The following is a 16,658-nucleotide window of genomic DNA, read 5'->3' as shown; positions in this document are numbered from 1 at the left end:
TTCACCGCCCCGCGCGTATCCGCCAGCCGTGGTCGACCGGTCCGAGGCCGGAGCCCAGGGCGAATCCCGCCGCGATCGCTCCCGTGACGTACTCCTTCGCGAGCCGCACCGCCTCCGGCACCGCCCGCCCCTGGGCCAGCCCCACCGCGATGGCCGAGGCCAGAGTGCAACCGGTGCCGTGCGTATGGCGGTTGTCGTGACGCGGGGCCCGGAACCAGTGCTGTTCGCCGCCGTCGGTCAGCAGGTCGACGGCCTCGCCGGGCAGATGGCCACCCTTCACCAGGACCCAGCGGGGCCCGTACGACAGCAGCCGTGCCGCGGCCCGGTCCATGTCACGCTCGCTCGTCGCCTTGATCCCCGTGAGCTCGGCGGTCTCGTCGAGGTTCGGTGTCGCCACCGTCGCGACCGGCAGCAGCAGGGTCCGTACGGCGTCCAGCGCGTCGTCGGCCAGCAGCCGGTCGCCGTGCTTGGAGACGCTCACCGGGTCCACCACCACGGGCGCGCCGACGTCCGACAGCAGCTCGGCGACGGTCGCGACGAGCAGCGGCGAGGCGAGCATGCCGGTCTTCACCGCCTGCACCCCGATGTCGTCCACGACGCTGCGGTACTGGGCGCGCACCGCCTCGGCGGGAAGCTCCCAAGCGCCTTGTACGCCAACGGAGTTCTGCGCGGTGACCGCGGTCAGCACGCTCATCCCGTGCGCGCCCAGCGCGAGCATCGTCTTCAGGTCGGCCTGGATGCCCGCGCCACCGCCGGAGTCCGATCCTGCGATGGTCAGGACGCGGGGCGGTGCGGTGGACGGGGGCGTGGACGTGGACTTGGGCGTGATCGGGAGCATGGTGAGTGTCACTCCGTACGAGGGGTGAAAGGGGGCGGGGTCAGCGGCGCAGGCGCAGCGGGGCGTAGACCAGCAGGGCCGCGACGAACGCCACCCCGTAGGCGAGGTCGGCGCCGTGCAGGGCCTCGGCGACCGGACCGACGTACAGGCTGGTGCTCATGAACGGCAGCGCCGCGGCGAAGGCGGTGACGAACGCGACGAGCGCGGGCCACCACGACTGCGGGCGGGCGCTCTCGGCGGCCAGGTCGACGGGGGCGCCGCCGCGGGCCCTGGACCGGGCGAGCCAGTCGACGGCGACGATCGCGACGAACCCGGGAATCCAGTAGCCGACGAGCAGCAGGACGTTCTGGAAGCGGGCCGTGGTGTCGGCGGCGTGCATCCACAGCACGAGCGGGAAGCCGAGGACGGCGGCCAGCGCGGCGGCGGCCGGGCGCGGCAGCCGTACGCCCATGGTCTGCAGGGCGAGCGAGCCGCTGTAGTCGTTCATGGCATTGCTGCTCAGCGCGGCGAGCGCCACGGCGAGCAGGCCGAAGGCGCCCAGCGCGCCCCCTCCGAGCAGGGTGTCCACGCCGCGGGCGGTCTGGTCGGTGAAGACGGCCGCGCCCCACAGTCCGAGCGCCTGAACGGCCACGAAGGACACGCTGATGCCGGCCAGGGTGTACCAGAACATGCGCGGGCGGGATGCCGTACGCGGCAGATAGCGGCTGAAGTCGCTCGCGTACGGGGCCCACGACAGCGCCAGACTGAGGGCGATCGTGCAGGTCAGAACGAAGGCACCGGCCTGGTCGGCGCCGTGCGCGGTGGCGGTGGCGGTGGCGGTGGTGTGGGCACCGCTCAGAAGCTTCACGGTCAGGGCCACGAACGCGGCGGCGAGGGCGAAGGTCATGACGCTCTGGAGCCGGTGGATGGCCTCGTAGCCGAGGACGCCGAGCGCGCCCTGCGCCGCCATCATGACCAGCACGCCCAGCCAGAACGGCCAGCCGCACAGCTGGGCCAGCGCGTCCCCTCCGAAGAGGCCGATCAGCGCGTCCCAGGCGATGGACGACAGCCACTGCAGGGCGCCGGGGACGACCACGGCCCGCCCGAACGCGAGCCGGGCGAGCGGCAGCTGTCCGGCGCCCGTCTGACTGCCCCAGGTGCCGAGGTACGCGGTCGGAACCGCGCCCAGGACGGTGCCCAGCACGACGGCGGCGAGCGCGGTGGCGAAGTCCAGGCCGAGGGCGATGCCGACGGTGCCGGTGAACACGCCGGTCATGGTCAGGTTGGGGGCGAACCACACGGTGAACAGGCGGCCGGGGCCGCCGTAGCGGTGGTCCTCCGGGACCGGGGCGATACCTCGCGCCTCGACGCGCAGATCGCCCGGGGCGGTGGGCATCCGCCCGTCGAAAACGCCCTGCGGGCCCCCGACGGCCACCTCATCGCGAGCATTGCGGGCATACGGCAACGACATGAGACATCCCTCCGCCAGTCCTAACTGGTTCAGGTTCGACGGGTGTGATCTCAGCCCTCGTGCGGGGCACCCCGTGTCCGGTTCGGCGGTCAGGATAGCCCGGCCCGCGCATACGCCCCAGAGGAAGGGTGCACACGCGGCACGGCTACGAGTCGACGCGCGGCTCCCCGCCCTCGTACGCCGCGGTCAGAATCCCCAGCACACCGTCCTTGGTGACCTCGCGGGGGTTCGGATACGCCTGCCCGGCGGTCCGCTCCGCGGCCTCGGCCAAGTCAGTCTCCTTCAGGCCGAGTTCGGCGAGGCTGTGGGGAGCGCCGAGGCCGGTGGCCAGCTCCCGCAGAGCGCGGGGTACGTCGTCGGTGCCCAGGACGCGCGACAAGGTCGCGATCGCCTGGGGTACGGCGGGCGCGTTGTACGCGAGGGCGTACGGGAGGACCACCGTGTGCGTCTCGGCGTGCGGCAGGCCGAAGGTGCCGCCGAGGACATGGCACAGCTTGTGGTGCAGGCCCATGGTGGTGGCGCCGAGGCAGGCACCGCAGAGCCATGCGCCGTACAGGGCCCTGCCGCGCGCATCGAGGTCGTCCGGTGCGGCGGCCACCAGCGGCAGGGCGTCCGCCATCGCCCGTGCGCCCTCCTCGGCCATGAGCGAGACGAGGGGTGAGGTGTCGGGGGCGTAGAGGGCCTCGACAGCGTGCGCGAGCGCGTTGACGCCGCTGGTGACGGTGAGGGGGACGGGGAGCCCGAGGGTGAGCTCGGGGTCGTAGACGACGCTGCGGGGCTGGACGACGGGGTCGCGTCCGGTGCGCTTGGCGCCGTGCTCGGTCAGGCCCCAGACCGGGGTCATCTCCGAGCCGGAGTAGGTGGAGGGCACGGCGATCAGCGGCAGGCCGGTGCGCAGCGCGATCGCCTTGCCGAGGCCGATCGCCGAGCCGCCGCCTACCGCGACACAGCCGTCGGCGCCCACCGCGCGCGCCGCCTCGACCGCCCGGTCGGCGACCTCGACGGGCACGTGCTGGCCGGCCTCGGCATGCAGCCCCGCGCAGGCCTCGCCCAGCGCGTCGGCGACCGCGCGCGCCGTGTCCTCGCCCCTCCTGCCGCAGACCACCAGCACCCTGCGCAGACCGAGCCGCGCGGCCTCGCCGGGGGTCGCGGACACCGCGGCGCCGGGCCGGAAGACCACCCGCGCGGGCTGGGTCTCGTACGAGAAGTCGAGAGGCGTGTTCATTGATGTCATTCTGGTCGTTCTGGTCGCTCCGGCTCCCGTACGAGGTCGAAGCGTGCGTGGCGGAAGGGGTTCGGGACCCCGAACTCCCCCGCCAGAGACGGGTCGTCGGTCTCGGTGAAGTCCTGGACCAGGCTCTTCTTGACGTCGAACACCGAGTCGGAGTCGAGGTGGTCCTTCACGCCGTCCTTCACCACGTCTTCTCGGCGCGGAATCCGAACAGATCGGGGACGCCGCCCGGGCCCGCCTCCGCGGTCCGCAGCATCCGCAGGCCGGCCGCCGCGGCGGCGTTGAGGAGGTCCGCGAGGGGGACGTGCCGGGCACCCACCCGGGCGCGGACGCCGGCCGGGTTCCAGGCGTCGAAGCTGCGCGACCGGTCGGCGTACCGCTCGTCGACCACGATCCTCGTCCGGTCGCTCCAGTCGGCGAACGCGCCGATGAAGCACGGGTGCACCCCGAGGTGCACGAAGCGCCCGCCGGGGCGCAGTACCCGGGCGGTCTCGCGCAGCACGGCGGCGTAGTCGGGTACGTCGGTGCTGGCCAGCACGCACACGGCGGCGGGGAGGGAGGCGTCGGCGAACGGCAGGGCCGCCGCGTCGGCCACGGCGACGGGCAGCCGCTCGGCCGCATGGCGCAGCTGCCCGCGCGAGAGATCCACCCCCACCGGCGTCCGTCCCAGCCCGGCGAGCACGGACGCGTGGGCACCCGTCCCGCAGCACACGTCCAGGCACGGGCCGTCGCCCGGGCCCAGCAGATCCTGGATCGTGGCGTGCACTCGCTGGATGTAGTCGCCGGCTCCCGCCGACATGAAGTCGTTGTACCAGTCGGCGTGTTCGTCGTACGGCGCTGTTGCCCCAGGACTCATGGCACCGATGCTACGGACGGCGCGGCGGGCGGTGCGGGGTGTTCGCCGACGGCTTTGCCCTGGCCGCGGTGTGGCGCGGGGGGGGTGGTCCCGGGGCCGCTTGCGCCCATCTCCAGGACGACCGAGAGCCCCGCCTCACCTCAGTGAGACAGGGCTCCGATCTGCGACTATGAGTACATCTCCAGTCGGGACGACAGGATTTGAACCTGCGACCCCTTGACCCCCAGGAGTAGGGGTCAAGGGTATTTTCTGGATATAGCAGACTTAATCGGGACAGATAATGTGCATAGTAGGCTCCGTTGTGCACCAGCGCGCACACCGCGTGGTCCCCAACTGGTCCCCAAGCCGTCCCTCTAGAACCCTGCAACGGGGGACCCAGACCTCGCCGCGCTCTCGCCAGGCTGGCACCACCGCTCCACCGACCGCTCGCTCACTCGCACAGCAGCCGCGACTTCGAGCTGCCTCATTCACCGGGCCCTCTCGGCCCTGACGCGGTCACCCATCACGTCTGCCCGCCCCGATCGTGGGTGGGCGGCTGCTCCCCCGCGCGCAGCAGATCGGGGCTCACGACGTTCCCGCCGACAGCACGCCCGTTGTCAGTGGTGTGGGAGAGAATCCTTGTGTGGCGACTTTCCCTGAGACCGAACGCTATATCCAGTTTCTGCTTGAGCAGTTGGCGGGCCGCAACGAGCACCACGTGTTCGAGCAGATCGTGTTTCAGATTGCGCTGCGCCGGCTGAGCAGCAACATCGTGCCGGCTACCGGTCCGGTAAGTGCTGGCGGGGACCAGGGACGTGATGCCGAGTCGTACTACACAAACCTGCCACACGAGCTGGCTGGGGCGGGCGGGTTCGTCGGGCGTGCCACCACGGAGCCCTGGGTCCTGGCGGCATCCGTGCAAAAGCCGCCGTTGGACGGGAAGATCCGCGACGACCTGAAGTCGATCTGCAGCCGAGGCGAACCCGTGCGCAGGGTGGCCTTCTTCGCGGTGCACGGAATCCCGGTGGCGGCACGTCACCGGCTGCAGCAACACGCGCGGGATACCTACGACGTCGCCCTGGACGTGTTCGACGGGCAGGCTGTGGCCGGCATGCTCACCCAGGGCGACCTGGTCTGGATCGCCCAGCGGTTTCTGGATCTGCCCTCGGCGATGATCCCGGATGAGTCGGCCGAGGCACAGCCGGACTGGTACCGCTCCACCCTGACCGCCTTGCGGGAGCGGTCGGGGAAGCGTCTGACGCCGGGAGCCCTGTCCGAGGTCCGGGACGGTTTGCGGCATGCGACCTTCGACGACGAAGCGCGGGTGGACCTGCCCGAGTGGCTCGGCTACGTCGGGGAATTCGTCGACGCCGGGGACGGAGAGCTCGCCCTGCGGGCGCGCTACGAACGAGTGCTGGCCGTGCTGCGCGGGAAGAACAGCCTGGATGGTGTCGAAGCGGATATCCGGGCGGTCATCGACGCCGCTCTGTCCTCGGAGCGTGTCGCGCTCCTGGATGACGCGGGCCAACTGCTGCTGTACTGGGGCGGCGCCTGGCTGCGTCACCTGGGTACGACGAACGCCGAGGAACTGCGCGAGCTGGACCTGCGCCTGCGGCAGCGTGTGGCCGTCTTGATCGAGGCCACCGACGCCGCTGTCTACCCGGTACGCAAGGCGTCGCTCCTCGACGTGGCCGCCCGCCTGTGTCTGCACCCGCGCTGGCCGCAGGTCACACGCCCGGCCGCAGGGGCGCTACCCACCCCGCAGGAGACGACACGGCTGCGGCGGGCGGGTGAGATCGTGCCCGATGTCAGCCCGGCCAGCCGCCCGGTGGACGTCACCGAGGCGATGGACTGTCTGGAACGGCTGGTCGACCTGCTGCCGCAGGCCCGTGCCTTCCCGGTCGGCGGTGTGAGCGAGACGTTCCAGATGTTCGCACCCGCCCTCACCGAAGACCCTCGCTACGAGAAGATCCGCGACGCGCTGGACGCCGCGCAGGCGGACCTCGCAGGCGACAGCAGTGTCGCCGCACGCTGCCGGGACCGTGCGATGGCATTCCTGCGCGCGGGCAGACCGCTGGACGCGCTGCACGAACTGCACGAGGTCAAAATCAACTGGTGGCACGGCGACACCCTGCGCGGCGCGCTGCTCACCATGCGCATGATCGGGAAGATCTACGGCGACCTGGACCTGCAGCAAGCCGCCCGGCAGTACGCGCTGACCGCCGCCGCCGTCGCAGCCTCACCCGCGGGCCAAGAACATCAAGACCTACTGCCCGCCGCATTGACCCAAGCCATGGCCCATACCCACGCGGCGGGCCACTGGGGCGACGCCCTCGCTCTCGGCGGACTCGCCTTCATGGCCCACCACCTGTTCGCCGACGCCCCCGAGGACTACCCCTCTCACGGCTATATCCAGCAACTCGACTTCCACGCCAGCATGGTGATGCTCAGCGCAGAGCGGTTCCACCCCGCGCTCATGCCAGCCCTGCGTGAACTCACCGATGCGGACTACCTGGCCGACCTGGACGAACACCTCCCGCTGATCCGGCCCAGCTTCACGCAGACCGAGCAGCAGTTCATCCAGAACGCAGACGATCAGCTCACCGGAAGACCATTTTCGGACGTGGGAGCGCACCGGGATCTGAACTTCGCAGCCCTGGGCACGACATGGCGTATCCGGTGCGACAACACCCGCGCCACCGTCCTGGCAGCCGAGCGTTTCACCGCCGCGGTGCAGATCTCGCTTGCGGAACTCGCCCCGCGCGATCCTCTGTTCTTCCCCCAGGACATCCTGGTTCGGGTGATCACGGGCACACCGCTGGGCGGAGGGGACAGAGTCACCTTCCGGCCCAACAATCACGCCGTCGACTGCACCGTCATCCTCAGCCCCTACAGCGCCTCGATGAACCACACAGCCTTCGAACGCGAACTGTCCGCCACGGTGGTGCACCTGCTGGCCCACCTCAGCGCCAGACCCACCGAGGCGTTCATGTCCCTGCTGGAGACAACATTCGCCCGCGGACTCCTGCACAAACTGATCAGCGCCCGCCCCTATGACGAAGTCGCCGGCCTGCTGACCGAGGCCCACTACGACACCCTGCGGCAAACCGTCATGCCGCCGTGGTCGGACACGGCATTCCAGCCTCCCACCGCCCCAGCACTCGCCCAGCCCACGACACCGGGACCCGGCTACGACCGCACCAGAGCACTCGACATGATCCGCGACAACTACACCGACCTGCCCCAGGTGCTCAGCAAGACACTGCCCCGTGTCCTAGCTGACCCTGACACCCGCGCAGGACTGCGGGAACTGCGCGAGGAGGGATGGCTCGACTGGCAGATCCTGCTAATCCTGGCCAACATCGCCGCCAACCTGCGGCTGCAGCAGGCCAGCCCGGGCAGCATTCCGCGGGACTATCCCACCCGCTTCTTCCAGACACCGGAAAGCCACTACACAACCGCACTGCCCCTGAACGCCTTCACCGCCGACCGCCTGCGCGCGCAGATGGACGTGACCGTGCTGGCCGTCGCCCAACGCCGCTGGAAACTGGGCTCCGCCATGACGACCCCCAACCTGCAGGCGTTCATGGAGCTGTTGACCACCCGCTACGGCTACGCGACAGATGACGTTCCGCACCGCGACCTGCTCAACGGCGCCCCGGACGAGCACGGGACCCTGCTTCCTCCGAGCACCTGAGGAATAACCGAGTGAGATGCCCCGAGTTTCGTAGAGTCCGGTGATCTTGGTCCAGGCGGACTGCGGCGCCACAGCAGACGGTTAGGCGTGTTCCGAACGACTCACCGGACACGGCCTAATACGGTCTGCCAAGCCGTGGGTGGCACGAGTTCGTAGGTCCGTCCGTTGTGGAGGACACGTCTCAGCCGGCGTAACCCCGCCTGATCCGGTCCAGATGCTGGCTCACCACCATCAGTTCCTGGCGGTACGGCTCCCTGGGCATGGACAGCAGGAGCTGGTGAAGATCGGTGAGTTCGATCGTGGCCGCGCCGTAGTCGCCCAAGGTGACCAGGAGAGTTCCGGCGTGGAGCCGAACCTCCAGCAGGAGGGGGTCGTCGGACGGGCGAACGGGGGCCAGTTCGTCGACCAAGGCGCGGAACTGATTGAGCGCCTCGTGGAGGTGCCCGAGGCCCATGCGGCAGTGGGCGGCGCGGGCCCGGCAATGCGCCGCCTGGTCCGCGTGCTGGGGGCCGGCGCTGGCGAGCTCCGCAGCCAGGGCCGTGTAGGCGGGAAGAGCTCGGCCGAGGTCTCCGTCGTCGAAGAGGGCCTGGGCGTGGCTGAAGCGCTCAGGAACCGGCACGGCTCCGGAGCCGTCGCCGGACGCCGGTACAGAGGGGGCGGGAGTAGGCTCCGCGCCCGGTTGGAGGGGCAATAAGCGGTCGTGTACGGCCCGTGCGGAGGGCGGCCGCTCGTCCTGCCGCTTGGCCAGCGTCTCGGTGATGGCGGCTTCCAGTACGGGGTGGATATCGGGGCGCAACATCGCCAGCGGGACCGGAGGATCGAAGAGGACCGCACTCAGCTCATCGGTGAAGGGCGGCTCTCCAGCGAGGAGTTCGTAGAGGATGCAGCCCATCGCGTACAGGTCGGTCTGCGGGACAATGAGCCCGGACTGTACGACCTGCTCGGGGGCCAGGTATCCGACGGTGCCGAGGACCTGGCGGTGGCGCGTCAGCCGCTGACGGGTTCGGGCAGCGCCCTTGAACGTCGCCGCGACCCCGAAGTCGACCACGGTGATCCGGCCTGTGGGCGACACCATAATGTTCGCCGGCTTGAGGTCCCGGTGGATCACTGGGAGGGCGTGGGTGTGCGTGAGAATGTCGCAGAGCTGCAGGGCGATGTCGACCACCTGCGCTTCCGTGAGGGGCTGTCCGTACCTCAGGACGGATTCGAGGGTGTCGCCGAGGACGAGCTCCATCACCATGTAGACGTGCTCCGCCGCCCGCCCGAGGCACGCGTCGTAGAGCACCGGGAGGCCGGGATGGCGAAAGCCCGCAACAAGCCGGGCCTCCCGGCGGAAGCGCTCGATCAACTCGTCGGCGGTCGCGCGGTCGCCGGTGGTGGCGAGGTGGTGCGGATGGATGAGCTTTACGGCGACCGGGCGGCCCAGCTCCCGGTCGTACGCCTGCCAGACCTGTCCCATGGCCCCAGCGCCGAGTCGCGTGCGCAGTTCGTAGCGGTTGTCGAGGACCCCGATGTCACGATCCATGGACGTCATCGCCCGATCCGGCCGCGCCGTCGGCCATGAGTTCCTCGGCAATCTCGACGAGCGTGCCTTCCCCGGGCAGGACCCAGCACCGGGGTCCTTGCACCGCCACAGGAGCCTCGGCCCACGCGGCCTCCTGCCAGATGCGCATCACCAGGCCGCTTGGGGAGTAGCGCGCGCCATCCACCGCCCAGATCAGGGGCGCAGCCGCGTCATTGATCCAGGTGGCGAGATAGCGGCGCGGATCCTCGCCGAGCCAGTCGCCGAGCGCCTGCTCCTCCGGGCGTGTGGTGGTACGGAAGACGAGTCGCGCGCCGTCCTCAATCCGCTGGTGGTCAACGAGCAGGCGCACGCTGCTCAGTCGTCGTCGGGACGGGCGCAAGCGGTGGTCCGGAGAGGTGAGAACCGGCAAGGTGGGAAGGCCCTCCGCGGCGAGGCTGTCCAGCGCTGCCGCCGCGATCTGCCGGCACCTGGTCTCGTCGCTGAAGACCCTGGCGAGAAGGGCGCGCTCACCGTAGAGGTCGCCCAGCAGTCTCGTCAGCAGAGGGACGATCGTGCCGATCCGCCCCGCGACGGCGTTCGCCCTGCTCTGCCAGGCGTCCCCCGGCTCGTCGATGTCGTCGTCGCCGACGAGCCGAAAGGCGATGTGGTTGAGCAGGAGCGACCCCGGGCCGATCAGGGCCCGGTCGCGGCCGGAGAGGGTGCCGGACGTGTCCTCCAGCGCCTGTCCGATCGCACGGGTCAACTGGACCGAACGCCAGATCTGGAGTGCGGTGGGGCGGCGACCGAAGAGCTTGCTGTACGCGCCGTCCGGTCCGGAGCGCCAGAGGTGGTCGTGGTCCGCCCGCACGCGTGCGACGAGGCCCGCGTCCCGGTGGGCGCAGGCGAGAGCGATCGCGGCTTCAACGATCGAGCAGCCGGTGGCCGGTGACGGGTCGAGTTCGCCGCGCTTGTAGACGTACGACTTCCCCAGGTTGTGGGCGAAGTCCTCGCGGATCAGAGCCTGTTCTGGGGCGAGAGCGACGAAGTCCCGTGGCTCGACGTGGTTCTGTGTATTGCTGGCCTTCGCGATGCTTCGTGCGAGCCCGTCCGGAGCATCCTTGACGCACATGACGCGGAGCATGACACGGGCCTGCGCGGTGGCGTCGGGGGCCTGCCGGAAGGCGTGGTAGGCCGAGGCGGCGGTCTGCGCGCCGTTGACGATCTGGGCGTTGGTCAGTTCCAGCCGCACCGGCTGACCGACCGTGCGGCGGGCGAAGTAGTGGGGCCGGACGTCGTCGCAGAGAACGGTGACGCCGTTGTTGAAGTACCAGAAGTGGTCGGGATCGCTGATCAGGCTGCCCACCAGCTCCTGGTTCACCCTCGTCATGCCGAGGTAGCGGCGTACGTTGCCCTCGTACAGCCGCTCGCCGTGCTGCTCGTACCAGCCGGCCAGTTCGTCCGCCGCGATCGCGCCCATGTAGGTCTCGTACGGTTGGTGCATGGCGACCCAGCCGTCGGCCATGGTCGCGGTCACGGAGAACCGCTTCGGGGCCACGTCCTGGCGGACCGCGGCGTGGAAGTCGGCGAGTGCGAGGGACCGGAAGTCCACGAGCTCACCGAAGTCGTTGAACTCGGCCACGGAACGCGTGAGGACGGTCTCGGCGGCCGGAGCCAGTCGTCCGTCACCCGTCACGGCAAGGACCAGGTGAATGCGGCAATCAGGGGAGGCGAGCACGTCGTCGACCCTGGCCGCGAGGTGCTGGAACCTGGCGTTGAAGTCTTCGTAGCGCAGATTCGTCAGCAGGTGCAGGCCATGAATCAGGCGGTGGGCGTCGTCGGCGGAGATCCCCGCCGTTCCGCGGTCGCTCCACTTGGCCTGGATGAGCCACAGTTCAGGAGTGGCAATGGAGAAGGCGACGGCGTCGATGCCCATGTCGTCGGCGCCATCGATAACGGCCGCAGCGGCCTCGTCCGGATCGCGGTCCGTGAGAAGGGAGACGGCTTTGGCGGCCAGGGCCCGCGAGAGGAAGGCACGCTCGCGCGAAAGATCAGGCGCGGCAGACGGGAAGTCCGTCATGTCGATCAGGCCCGCGAACTCCCGGCTCAGCGCGCCACGCAGCTGTTGGACCGCTACAGGGTACCCCTCGTCGTGCATCGACATCTCCTCTTCGGTCGGCGCCCCGGTCAGGGGGTCTCTCCGACGTACTCCACCGTGAGCGGGCTCGCCACGAGGCAGCGAGGTGCTCCATCCCGCTCGGGGAGCAGTGCCGTGACGCGGGCGTATCCGGTCATCGGGGCGGTGGTGTCGATGCCATCGTGGCTGGCGTCGAGGGCACGCAGCAGGTCACGGATGCCCGCGGCGCTCAGGGCGGGGGCCAAGGGTGACGCCGAGGCCGCGTCGGCGGGCGCGGCGGCGCCGGGATCGGAGTCGGGGGAGAGCGCCTCGACAACCTGTCCGGCCCTGGTGAGGAAGACGGCGCCGACGCTGTCGCCGCCGCCGATCTCGTTCAGCGTGGGGCCGTCGGTGAGCTGGGGCGTCCAGCCCAGCAGGTGTTGGGCGGAGCCGTGCAGCAACAGGCGGCAGCTGGCGCCTCCACCGCCGCCGGAGCCCGGCCCGGAGTCGACGAAGAGCAGCAGGTCCCGGTAGGCCCCGCGGAGCGTGACGCAGCGCATGGGTACCTCGAACTGCACCCACAGGCCGGGGCGGAGGCCAGGCTCCTCGTACCAGAGCGCCGACTCCTCCAGATGCTTCTGCACCTGCTGCAGATGCCGCATCCGTCCGTGCTCGCCGTCGGCGGCCTGCGCGTCCACGTCGACCCCGACGCCGAACGGTGTGGACAGGCGCACCGCCCCGGCGCGGGGCGCGCGGCGCGGCTCCGGCAGGAACTGCTGCAGCTTGCCCACGGACAAATAAATGACGTCGCGCAATCGGGCCCCCAAGTCCGGTCGCTCGGCCCTGCTGGTACGCGGAAGCCGTCGCCTCCACCATACGGGCCGCGAGGCACCGGACCGGCCTGAATTCACCAGGAGGGCCGGTGTCGGGTGTCCCTGAGGACAACCGTTCCTGGGGTTCCGTCAGAACGCGAAGACCGTACCGTCCGCCGTGCGGGCCCGCAGTTCGCACGGGTTGCCGTAGGTCGCCGACCAGGGACGCGCCGACCCTGCCGGACACCGTCACCGGTGATCGTGACCGGGTTCCACTCGCGCGTACAGGGGCGGCCTTCCCGTGGGCCCGTCAGGCTTGTGAAGTCGCGGTCCGCCAGAAGGGTGTCTCGCCTGCACCGCCAGCAGACGAAAGATCCTGGGCGTCTCCGGATCCCTTAGCGCGCCGACAAGGGAAACTCGCTGGTCACATGCCTCTGGAAGGCATCGTGGTCGCCTGTGGTCGCAGGCTGGAAGCATCCATTTCCCTCCGCCTCCCGGAGGCGATCCCCATGCGTACCAGCGTCGGCCGCGGCCGCATCTACCGCCGCTGCGGCTGCCGGGACACCCAGCATCACCAGCTCGGCACCCACTGCCCTCACCTGATCACTGACAGTCAGCACGGCGCCTGGAGCTTCGCCGTCGACGTCCCCGCCCCAGACCACCGCCGCACCACGGTGCGCCGGGGCGGATTCTCCAGCCAGGACACGGCCGAGCAGGCTCTGAGCCGGTTCCTCGAGGGCGAGGCCGGCGGGTACAACGCCGATCCGAGCCAGACCGTCGCCTCATACCTGGAGGCGTGGCTGGACGCGAAGGCCCTGGTGCTAAAGCCGACCACGATGGCCCGCTACCGCGACTACGTCTGCAACGACCTCGTCCCCGCCTTCGGCACCCTCAAGCTCGACCAGCTCGCCCACCGGCACATCTCGGCCTACGTCACCTGCCAGCTCGCCGCCGGCCGCGGCCGCACCACTCTCTACCGCTGCCTGGCCACCCTTTCTAGCGCCCTCGGCGACGCCGTCCGTCAATACCGCCTCCCCCACAACCCGGGCAGTCCCCCGGTCCTGCGCCGGCCGCCGTCGCCGGAACGGCGGATCTGGACGGCGGAGGAGGCGGCCCGCTTCCTCGCCCACTGCCACCGGGCCGACCCCGAGATGGCCGACCTGTTCGAGTTCCTCATCGGTACCGGCATGCGCAAAGGGGAAGGGTGCGGATCCTCTGAAGTGAAGGGCTAAACGGCCGTCGCTGAAGTGGGCAGCGGCGAGGAGGTCACGCGTACCTTCGTCGCTCAGTCGGAGCTTGCTTGCGAATGAGCACTGGGCCTGCCAAGGTCCCGACGTGACCGTACTTCTGGGAGACAAGAACAGGTTCGCGGCCGAGGTCGGGGAGTGGGACGACGCGTTGCGTCGGGTGGACCTGTGGGCTGCAGGGAAGTTGCTGACCTGCGACGACAACTTGTCTTTCGTCAGCCAGTTTCGCCGGGACGTGCTGGACACGGCCGTCTGGCTGCGTTCCGGGCAGGGCTCTCCGCTGCCGTTCGAGGGACTGTCCCCTCAAGCCACGCACCGGCGACTTATGCACCGTGCCGGGAGTGATGACGAGACCGAAGCCGAGTACGAGCTTCGCAGCCAGTTCCGCGTCCTGAGCTGGGGGCCCACGACTGACAACGTGACGGCTCACGTCTTTTGCGACACGGACCGCTTGGTGCTCACTCTTCAGTTCTGGCGTGAGGAGCATCTGATCAAGCATCCGGAGGATGCGGGCGAGGTCTTCGTGGCGGAGATCCCAAGGGCGGAGTTCGTTGGGATCCTTGAGGATCTTGTGGCTGTGCTCGACGGCGGCCCGGATCGGGAATGCCCGTGATCGGCTGACACGGTCGCTGGGGCTTCGAGCTGATTGGGGCTGTGTTCGGGGCTGCCCGTCTCTACCGTGGTGGTGGAGGTGGATCGCCATGGCGTCTTTGCCGGAAGAGCTGCAGGTGCGGGAGGCCGCGGCTCGGCAGCGAGTGGAGGGACTCCAGGCTGAGGCGGCCGAGTTGGCCCTCCGCCTGGAGAAGGCGCGGGAGGATCTGTCGCGGTTGGAGATCACGCGGGAGACCGTCGCGCAGGTGCTGGCGGAACTGTCGGCCGTGGAGGCCGAACCGCATGATGTGGCGGGGGATGCGCCGGAGGCGAACGAGACATCGGCGCCCCATGGCGTCGGGGTGATGATGGTGCCGCCGTGGCGGGAGGGCCTGCTCGTGGCGGTATTGCCGGATGTCTACCGGGACATCGTGGAGGTCATCGCTGACGCGCCGGGACCGGTGAAGGCCAAGCAGATCGTGCCGCGGATCGGTCTGCCGACGACGACCGGGAAGATCGAGGGGACCCGGGGAAAACTGAAGCGGCTGGTGGAGCGGGGCTGGCTGGACGAGGACGCGCCGGGACAGTTCACCCTCGCCCGCCGGGGCCCGGGGCGAGACCGGGTCAACTCCCAGTGACCAAGGGCTCTTCTCCGTAGATTCGTAGGTGCCAACCAAAACGAATCACTCCCGAAGAAGAGCCCTCGATGGAACCGTACGACGCCTTACCCGAGCCTGATCCATACTCCGCCTCCCGCGATGCCTTCGAACGCCTCATCTCGACGCTGGCTGACGGCCCGGCATCAGACTTGCCCCACGACGAACTCGAGGCCCAGCTCGAACAGTTGGGACGCGAACTGCTGCGGCAGTTGATGCAGAACCACCTCGATCAGCGAGCCAGGAAGGAGGAGGAAGCGGTGCGAGCGGACGGAGGGCAGCCGCTGGTACTCGGTCCGGAAGGACAGCCGCGGACCTGGCGAGAGATGGGCCACCCTCGCCTGCTGACCTGTGTGTTCGGGCCGGTGCGGGTGACCCGGATCGCCTATCGCGGCCGAGGCGTTGCCAACGTGCACCCGGCGGACGAGAAGCTGTCGCTGCCCGCCGGCCGACACTCACGCGGCTTAGCCCGGCTCGCGGTCCTGGAGGCGGTGCGCGGTTCGTTCGACCAGGCCACTGCCGCGGTCGAGCGTCGGTGCGGAAGAGTACTCGGCAAGCGCCGCCTCAAAGAACTGGTGGTCGCCGCCGCCGTCGACATCGCCGCCTACTACACGGCGAAAATCCCCACCCCGTGCACCCGCGAAATGCCACTGGTCATCCAGATCGACGGCAAGGGCATAGTGATGCGCCCTGAAGCCCTGCGCGAAGCCACCCGCCGGGCCGCAACCAAGACAGCGGCAGCCGGGCGACGCGGCCGCCTGGCACCGGGCGAGAAACCCAACCGCAAACGCATGGCGACCGTGGCCTGCATCTTCGACACCGCTCCCGCCCCACGCCGACCGCACGACATCGTCCATCCGCCCGGCGGCCGCAGCGAAGCCCGACCAGCGAGGCCGGGCCCGAAAGCCGAGCGGAAATGGTGCACCGCCTCAGTGATCCGACCTCCCGAGCAAGTCGTCGCCGACGCCTTCGACCAGGCCGAGGCCCGCGACCCACAGCACCTGCGGGCCTGGCTCGTGCTCGTCGACGGCGCCCGCCACCAACTCGACCTGATCCACACCGAAGCCGCCCGCCGCGGCATCCGCCTGCACGTTCTGCTCGACTTCGTGCACGTCTTCGAGTTATCAACGGGTTTTAGCTTCTGATGCGGCGTTCTTGCACTTCAGAACGTTGATGAGATTGCTGCCAGGTAGCGTCAGCGCAGGCTGGAAAGTTCATTGACGTGGCGGGTGGGGATGCCGAGGAAGAGGTCGGGCTGTGCCGGGCCATGGACGATGTTGAGCGTGTCGAGTCGGTAGGTCCATTCGCCGCCGCATGAACCGGTAAAGCGGTAGTTGATCTGCCAGCGGAGCCACTCTCCGCGGGCGAGGCGAACAGCCGGAGGACGCCGCGATCTGCGTGGCATGCCGAATGGCGTGGCGACCAGCTGAACCCGCAGCAGTCCGTCGACTTCCCGCAAGAGCACGCCGGCGTCCGTGCTGGAGTCGGGCATGCTGTCGTGCGTCACAGCCCGGGGCTGGAAGTCTCCGGCTTCGTCCATCCGAACCTCGTGCATGAAGGGTGGCGAGCCGAGCGGCAGCGGAAAAGCCGTCGGGGTCGCGTTCCGACGCGCGGCTTCGAGCCCGCCGCGGGATTGTTTGGTCCATGACGTGCGGACCCACTGCACCACTGTCTCCACGAGGCT

At 69.7% G+C, this 16,658-nt stretch carries 13 protein-coding genes, 1 pseudogene and 1 riboswitch; of the genes and pseudogenes, 5 read left to right on the top strand and 9 right to left on the bottom strand.

Annotated elements, in window-relative coordinates:
- Position 1: 1 nt before the first annotated feature.
- The 5 genes from thiD to OG747_RS41465 all read right to left on the bottom strand — a co-directional run bounded on the left by thiD (position 2) and on the right by OG747_RS41465 (position 4,375).
- Positions 2-838: a bifunctional hydroxymethylpyrimidine kinase/phosphomethylpyrimidine kinase gene (gene thiD / locus OG747_RS41485; protein WP_405884494.1), complete on the bottom strand. Its 837-nt coding sequence runs from the start codon at positions 836-838 to the stop codon at positions 2-4.
- Positions 839-878: 40 nt separating this feature from the next.
- Positions 879-2,288, bottom strand: a complete 1,410-nt coding sequence (locus OG747_RS41480) for a purine-cytosine permease family protein (protein ID WP_405884493.1) — start codon at positions 2,286-2,288, stop codon at positions 879-881.
- Positions 2,278-2,372: riboswitch (TPP riboswitch) on the bottom strand. Its footprint overlaps the gene before it by 11 nt.
- A 61-nt stretch (positions 2,373-2,433) precedes the next feature.
- Positions 2,434-3,513, bottom strand: coding sequence for a maleylacetate reductase (locus tag OG747_RS41475; protein WP_405884492.1), 1,080 nt, complete (start codon positions 3,511-3,513; stop codon positions 2,434-2,436).
- Between the two features lie 5 nt (positions 3,514-3,518).
- Positions 3,519-3,704: a hypothetical protein gene (locus OG747_RS41470; protein ID WP_405886119.1), complete on the bottom strand. Its 186-nt coding sequence runs from the start codon at positions 3,702-3,704 to the stop codon at positions 3,519-3,521.
- Entirely contained in the window at positions 3,701-4,375 is a 675-nt protein-coding gene (locus OG747_RS41465) for a class I SAM-dependent methyltransferase (RefSeq protein WP_405884491.1), read from the bottom strand. Before OG747_RS41465 ends, OG747_RS41470 begins: the two co-directional genes overlap by 4 nt.
- Before the next feature lie 622 nt (positions 4,376-4,997).
- Between OG747_RS41465 and OG747_RS41460 the strand changes: the two genes are divergently transcribed.
- Positions 4,998-8,051, top strand: coding sequence for a hypothetical protein (locus tag OG747_RS41460; protein ID WP_405884490.1), 3,054 nt, complete (start codon positions 4,998-5,000; stop codon positions 8,049-8,051).
- Positions 8,052-8,232: 181 nt separating this feature from the next.
- Here OG747_RS41460 and OG747_RS41455 read toward each other — a convergent pair whose 3' ends face one another.
- From OG747_RS41455 to OG747_RS41445, 3 genes are read right to left on the bottom strand one after another with little or no spacing between them, the layout of a single operon-like run.
- A complete protein-coding gene (locus OG747_RS41455) occupies positions 8,233-9,585 on the bottom strand; it encodes a serine/threonine-protein kinase (protein ID WP_405884489.1) in 1,353 nt (450 codons plus the stop codon).
- Positions 9,566-11,710, bottom strand: coding sequence for an AIPR family protein (locus OG747_RS41450; RefSeq protein ID WP_405884488.1), 2,145 nt, complete (start codon positions 11,708-11,710; stop codon positions 9,566-9,568). The genes OG747_RS41455 and OG747_RS41450 overlap by 20 nt, the downstream gene beginning before the upstream one ends.
- 29 nt (positions 11,711-11,739) lie before the next feature.
- On the bottom strand, positions 11,740-12,579 hold the full coding sequence (locus OG747_RS41445; RefSeq protein WP_405884487.1) for an SAVMC3_10250 family protein: 840 nt from the start codon (positions 12,577-12,579) through the stop codon (positions 11,740-11,742).
- Between the two features lie 410 nt (positions 12,580-12,989).
- Here OG747_RS41445 and OG747_RS41440 point away from each other — a divergent pair, with 410 nt between their 5' ends.
- The 4 genes and pseudogenes from OG747_RS41440 to OG747_RS41425 form a co-directional block, all read left to right on the top strand.
- Complete coding sequence (locus tag OG747_RS41440) at positions 12,990-13,712, top strand: tyrosine-type recombinase/integrase (RefSeq protein WP_405884486.1); 723 nt, start codon at positions 12,990-12,992, stop codon at positions 13,710-13,712.
- 103 nt (positions 13,713-13,815) lie between these two features.
- A complete protein-coding gene (locus OG747_RS41435) occupies positions 13,816-14,340 on the top strand; it encodes a hypothetical protein (RefSeq protein WP_405884485.1) in 525 nt (174 codons plus the stop codon).
- Positions 14,341-14,428: 88 nt separating this feature from the next.
- On the top strand, positions 14,429-14,956 hold the full coding sequence (locus OG747_RS41430) for a hypothetical protein (protein WP_405884484.1): 528 nt from the start codon (positions 14,429-14,431) through the stop codon (positions 14,954-14,956).
- A 68-nt stretch (positions 14,957-15,024) separates the two neighbouring features.
- Positions 15,025-16,095 (top strand): annotated as a pseudogene (locus tag OG747_RS41425) (ISKra4 family transposase); the annotation flags it as partial.
- 74 nt (positions 16,096-16,169) lie between these two features.
- On the opposite strand, the gene OG747_RS41420 reads toward OG747_RS41425, so the two are convergent.
- Positions 16,170-16,652 carry a hypothetical protein gene (locus tag OG747_RS41420; protein WP_331765063.1) on the bottom strand — a complete coding sequence of 161 codons (483 nt, stop codon included), beginning with the start codon at positions 16,650-16,652 and terminating at the stop codon, positions 16,170-16,172.
- Between the last annotated feature and the right edge of the window lie 6 nt (positions 16,653-16,658).

Source organism: Streptomyces sp. NBC_01384, assembly GCF_045040035.1.
GTDB lineage: Bacteria > Actinomycetota > Actinomycetes > Streptomycetales > Streptomycetaceae > Streptomyces.
The sequence above is the reverse complement of the archived record's forward strand: the minus strand, read 5'-3'. Positions and strand labels throughout refer to the sequence as shown.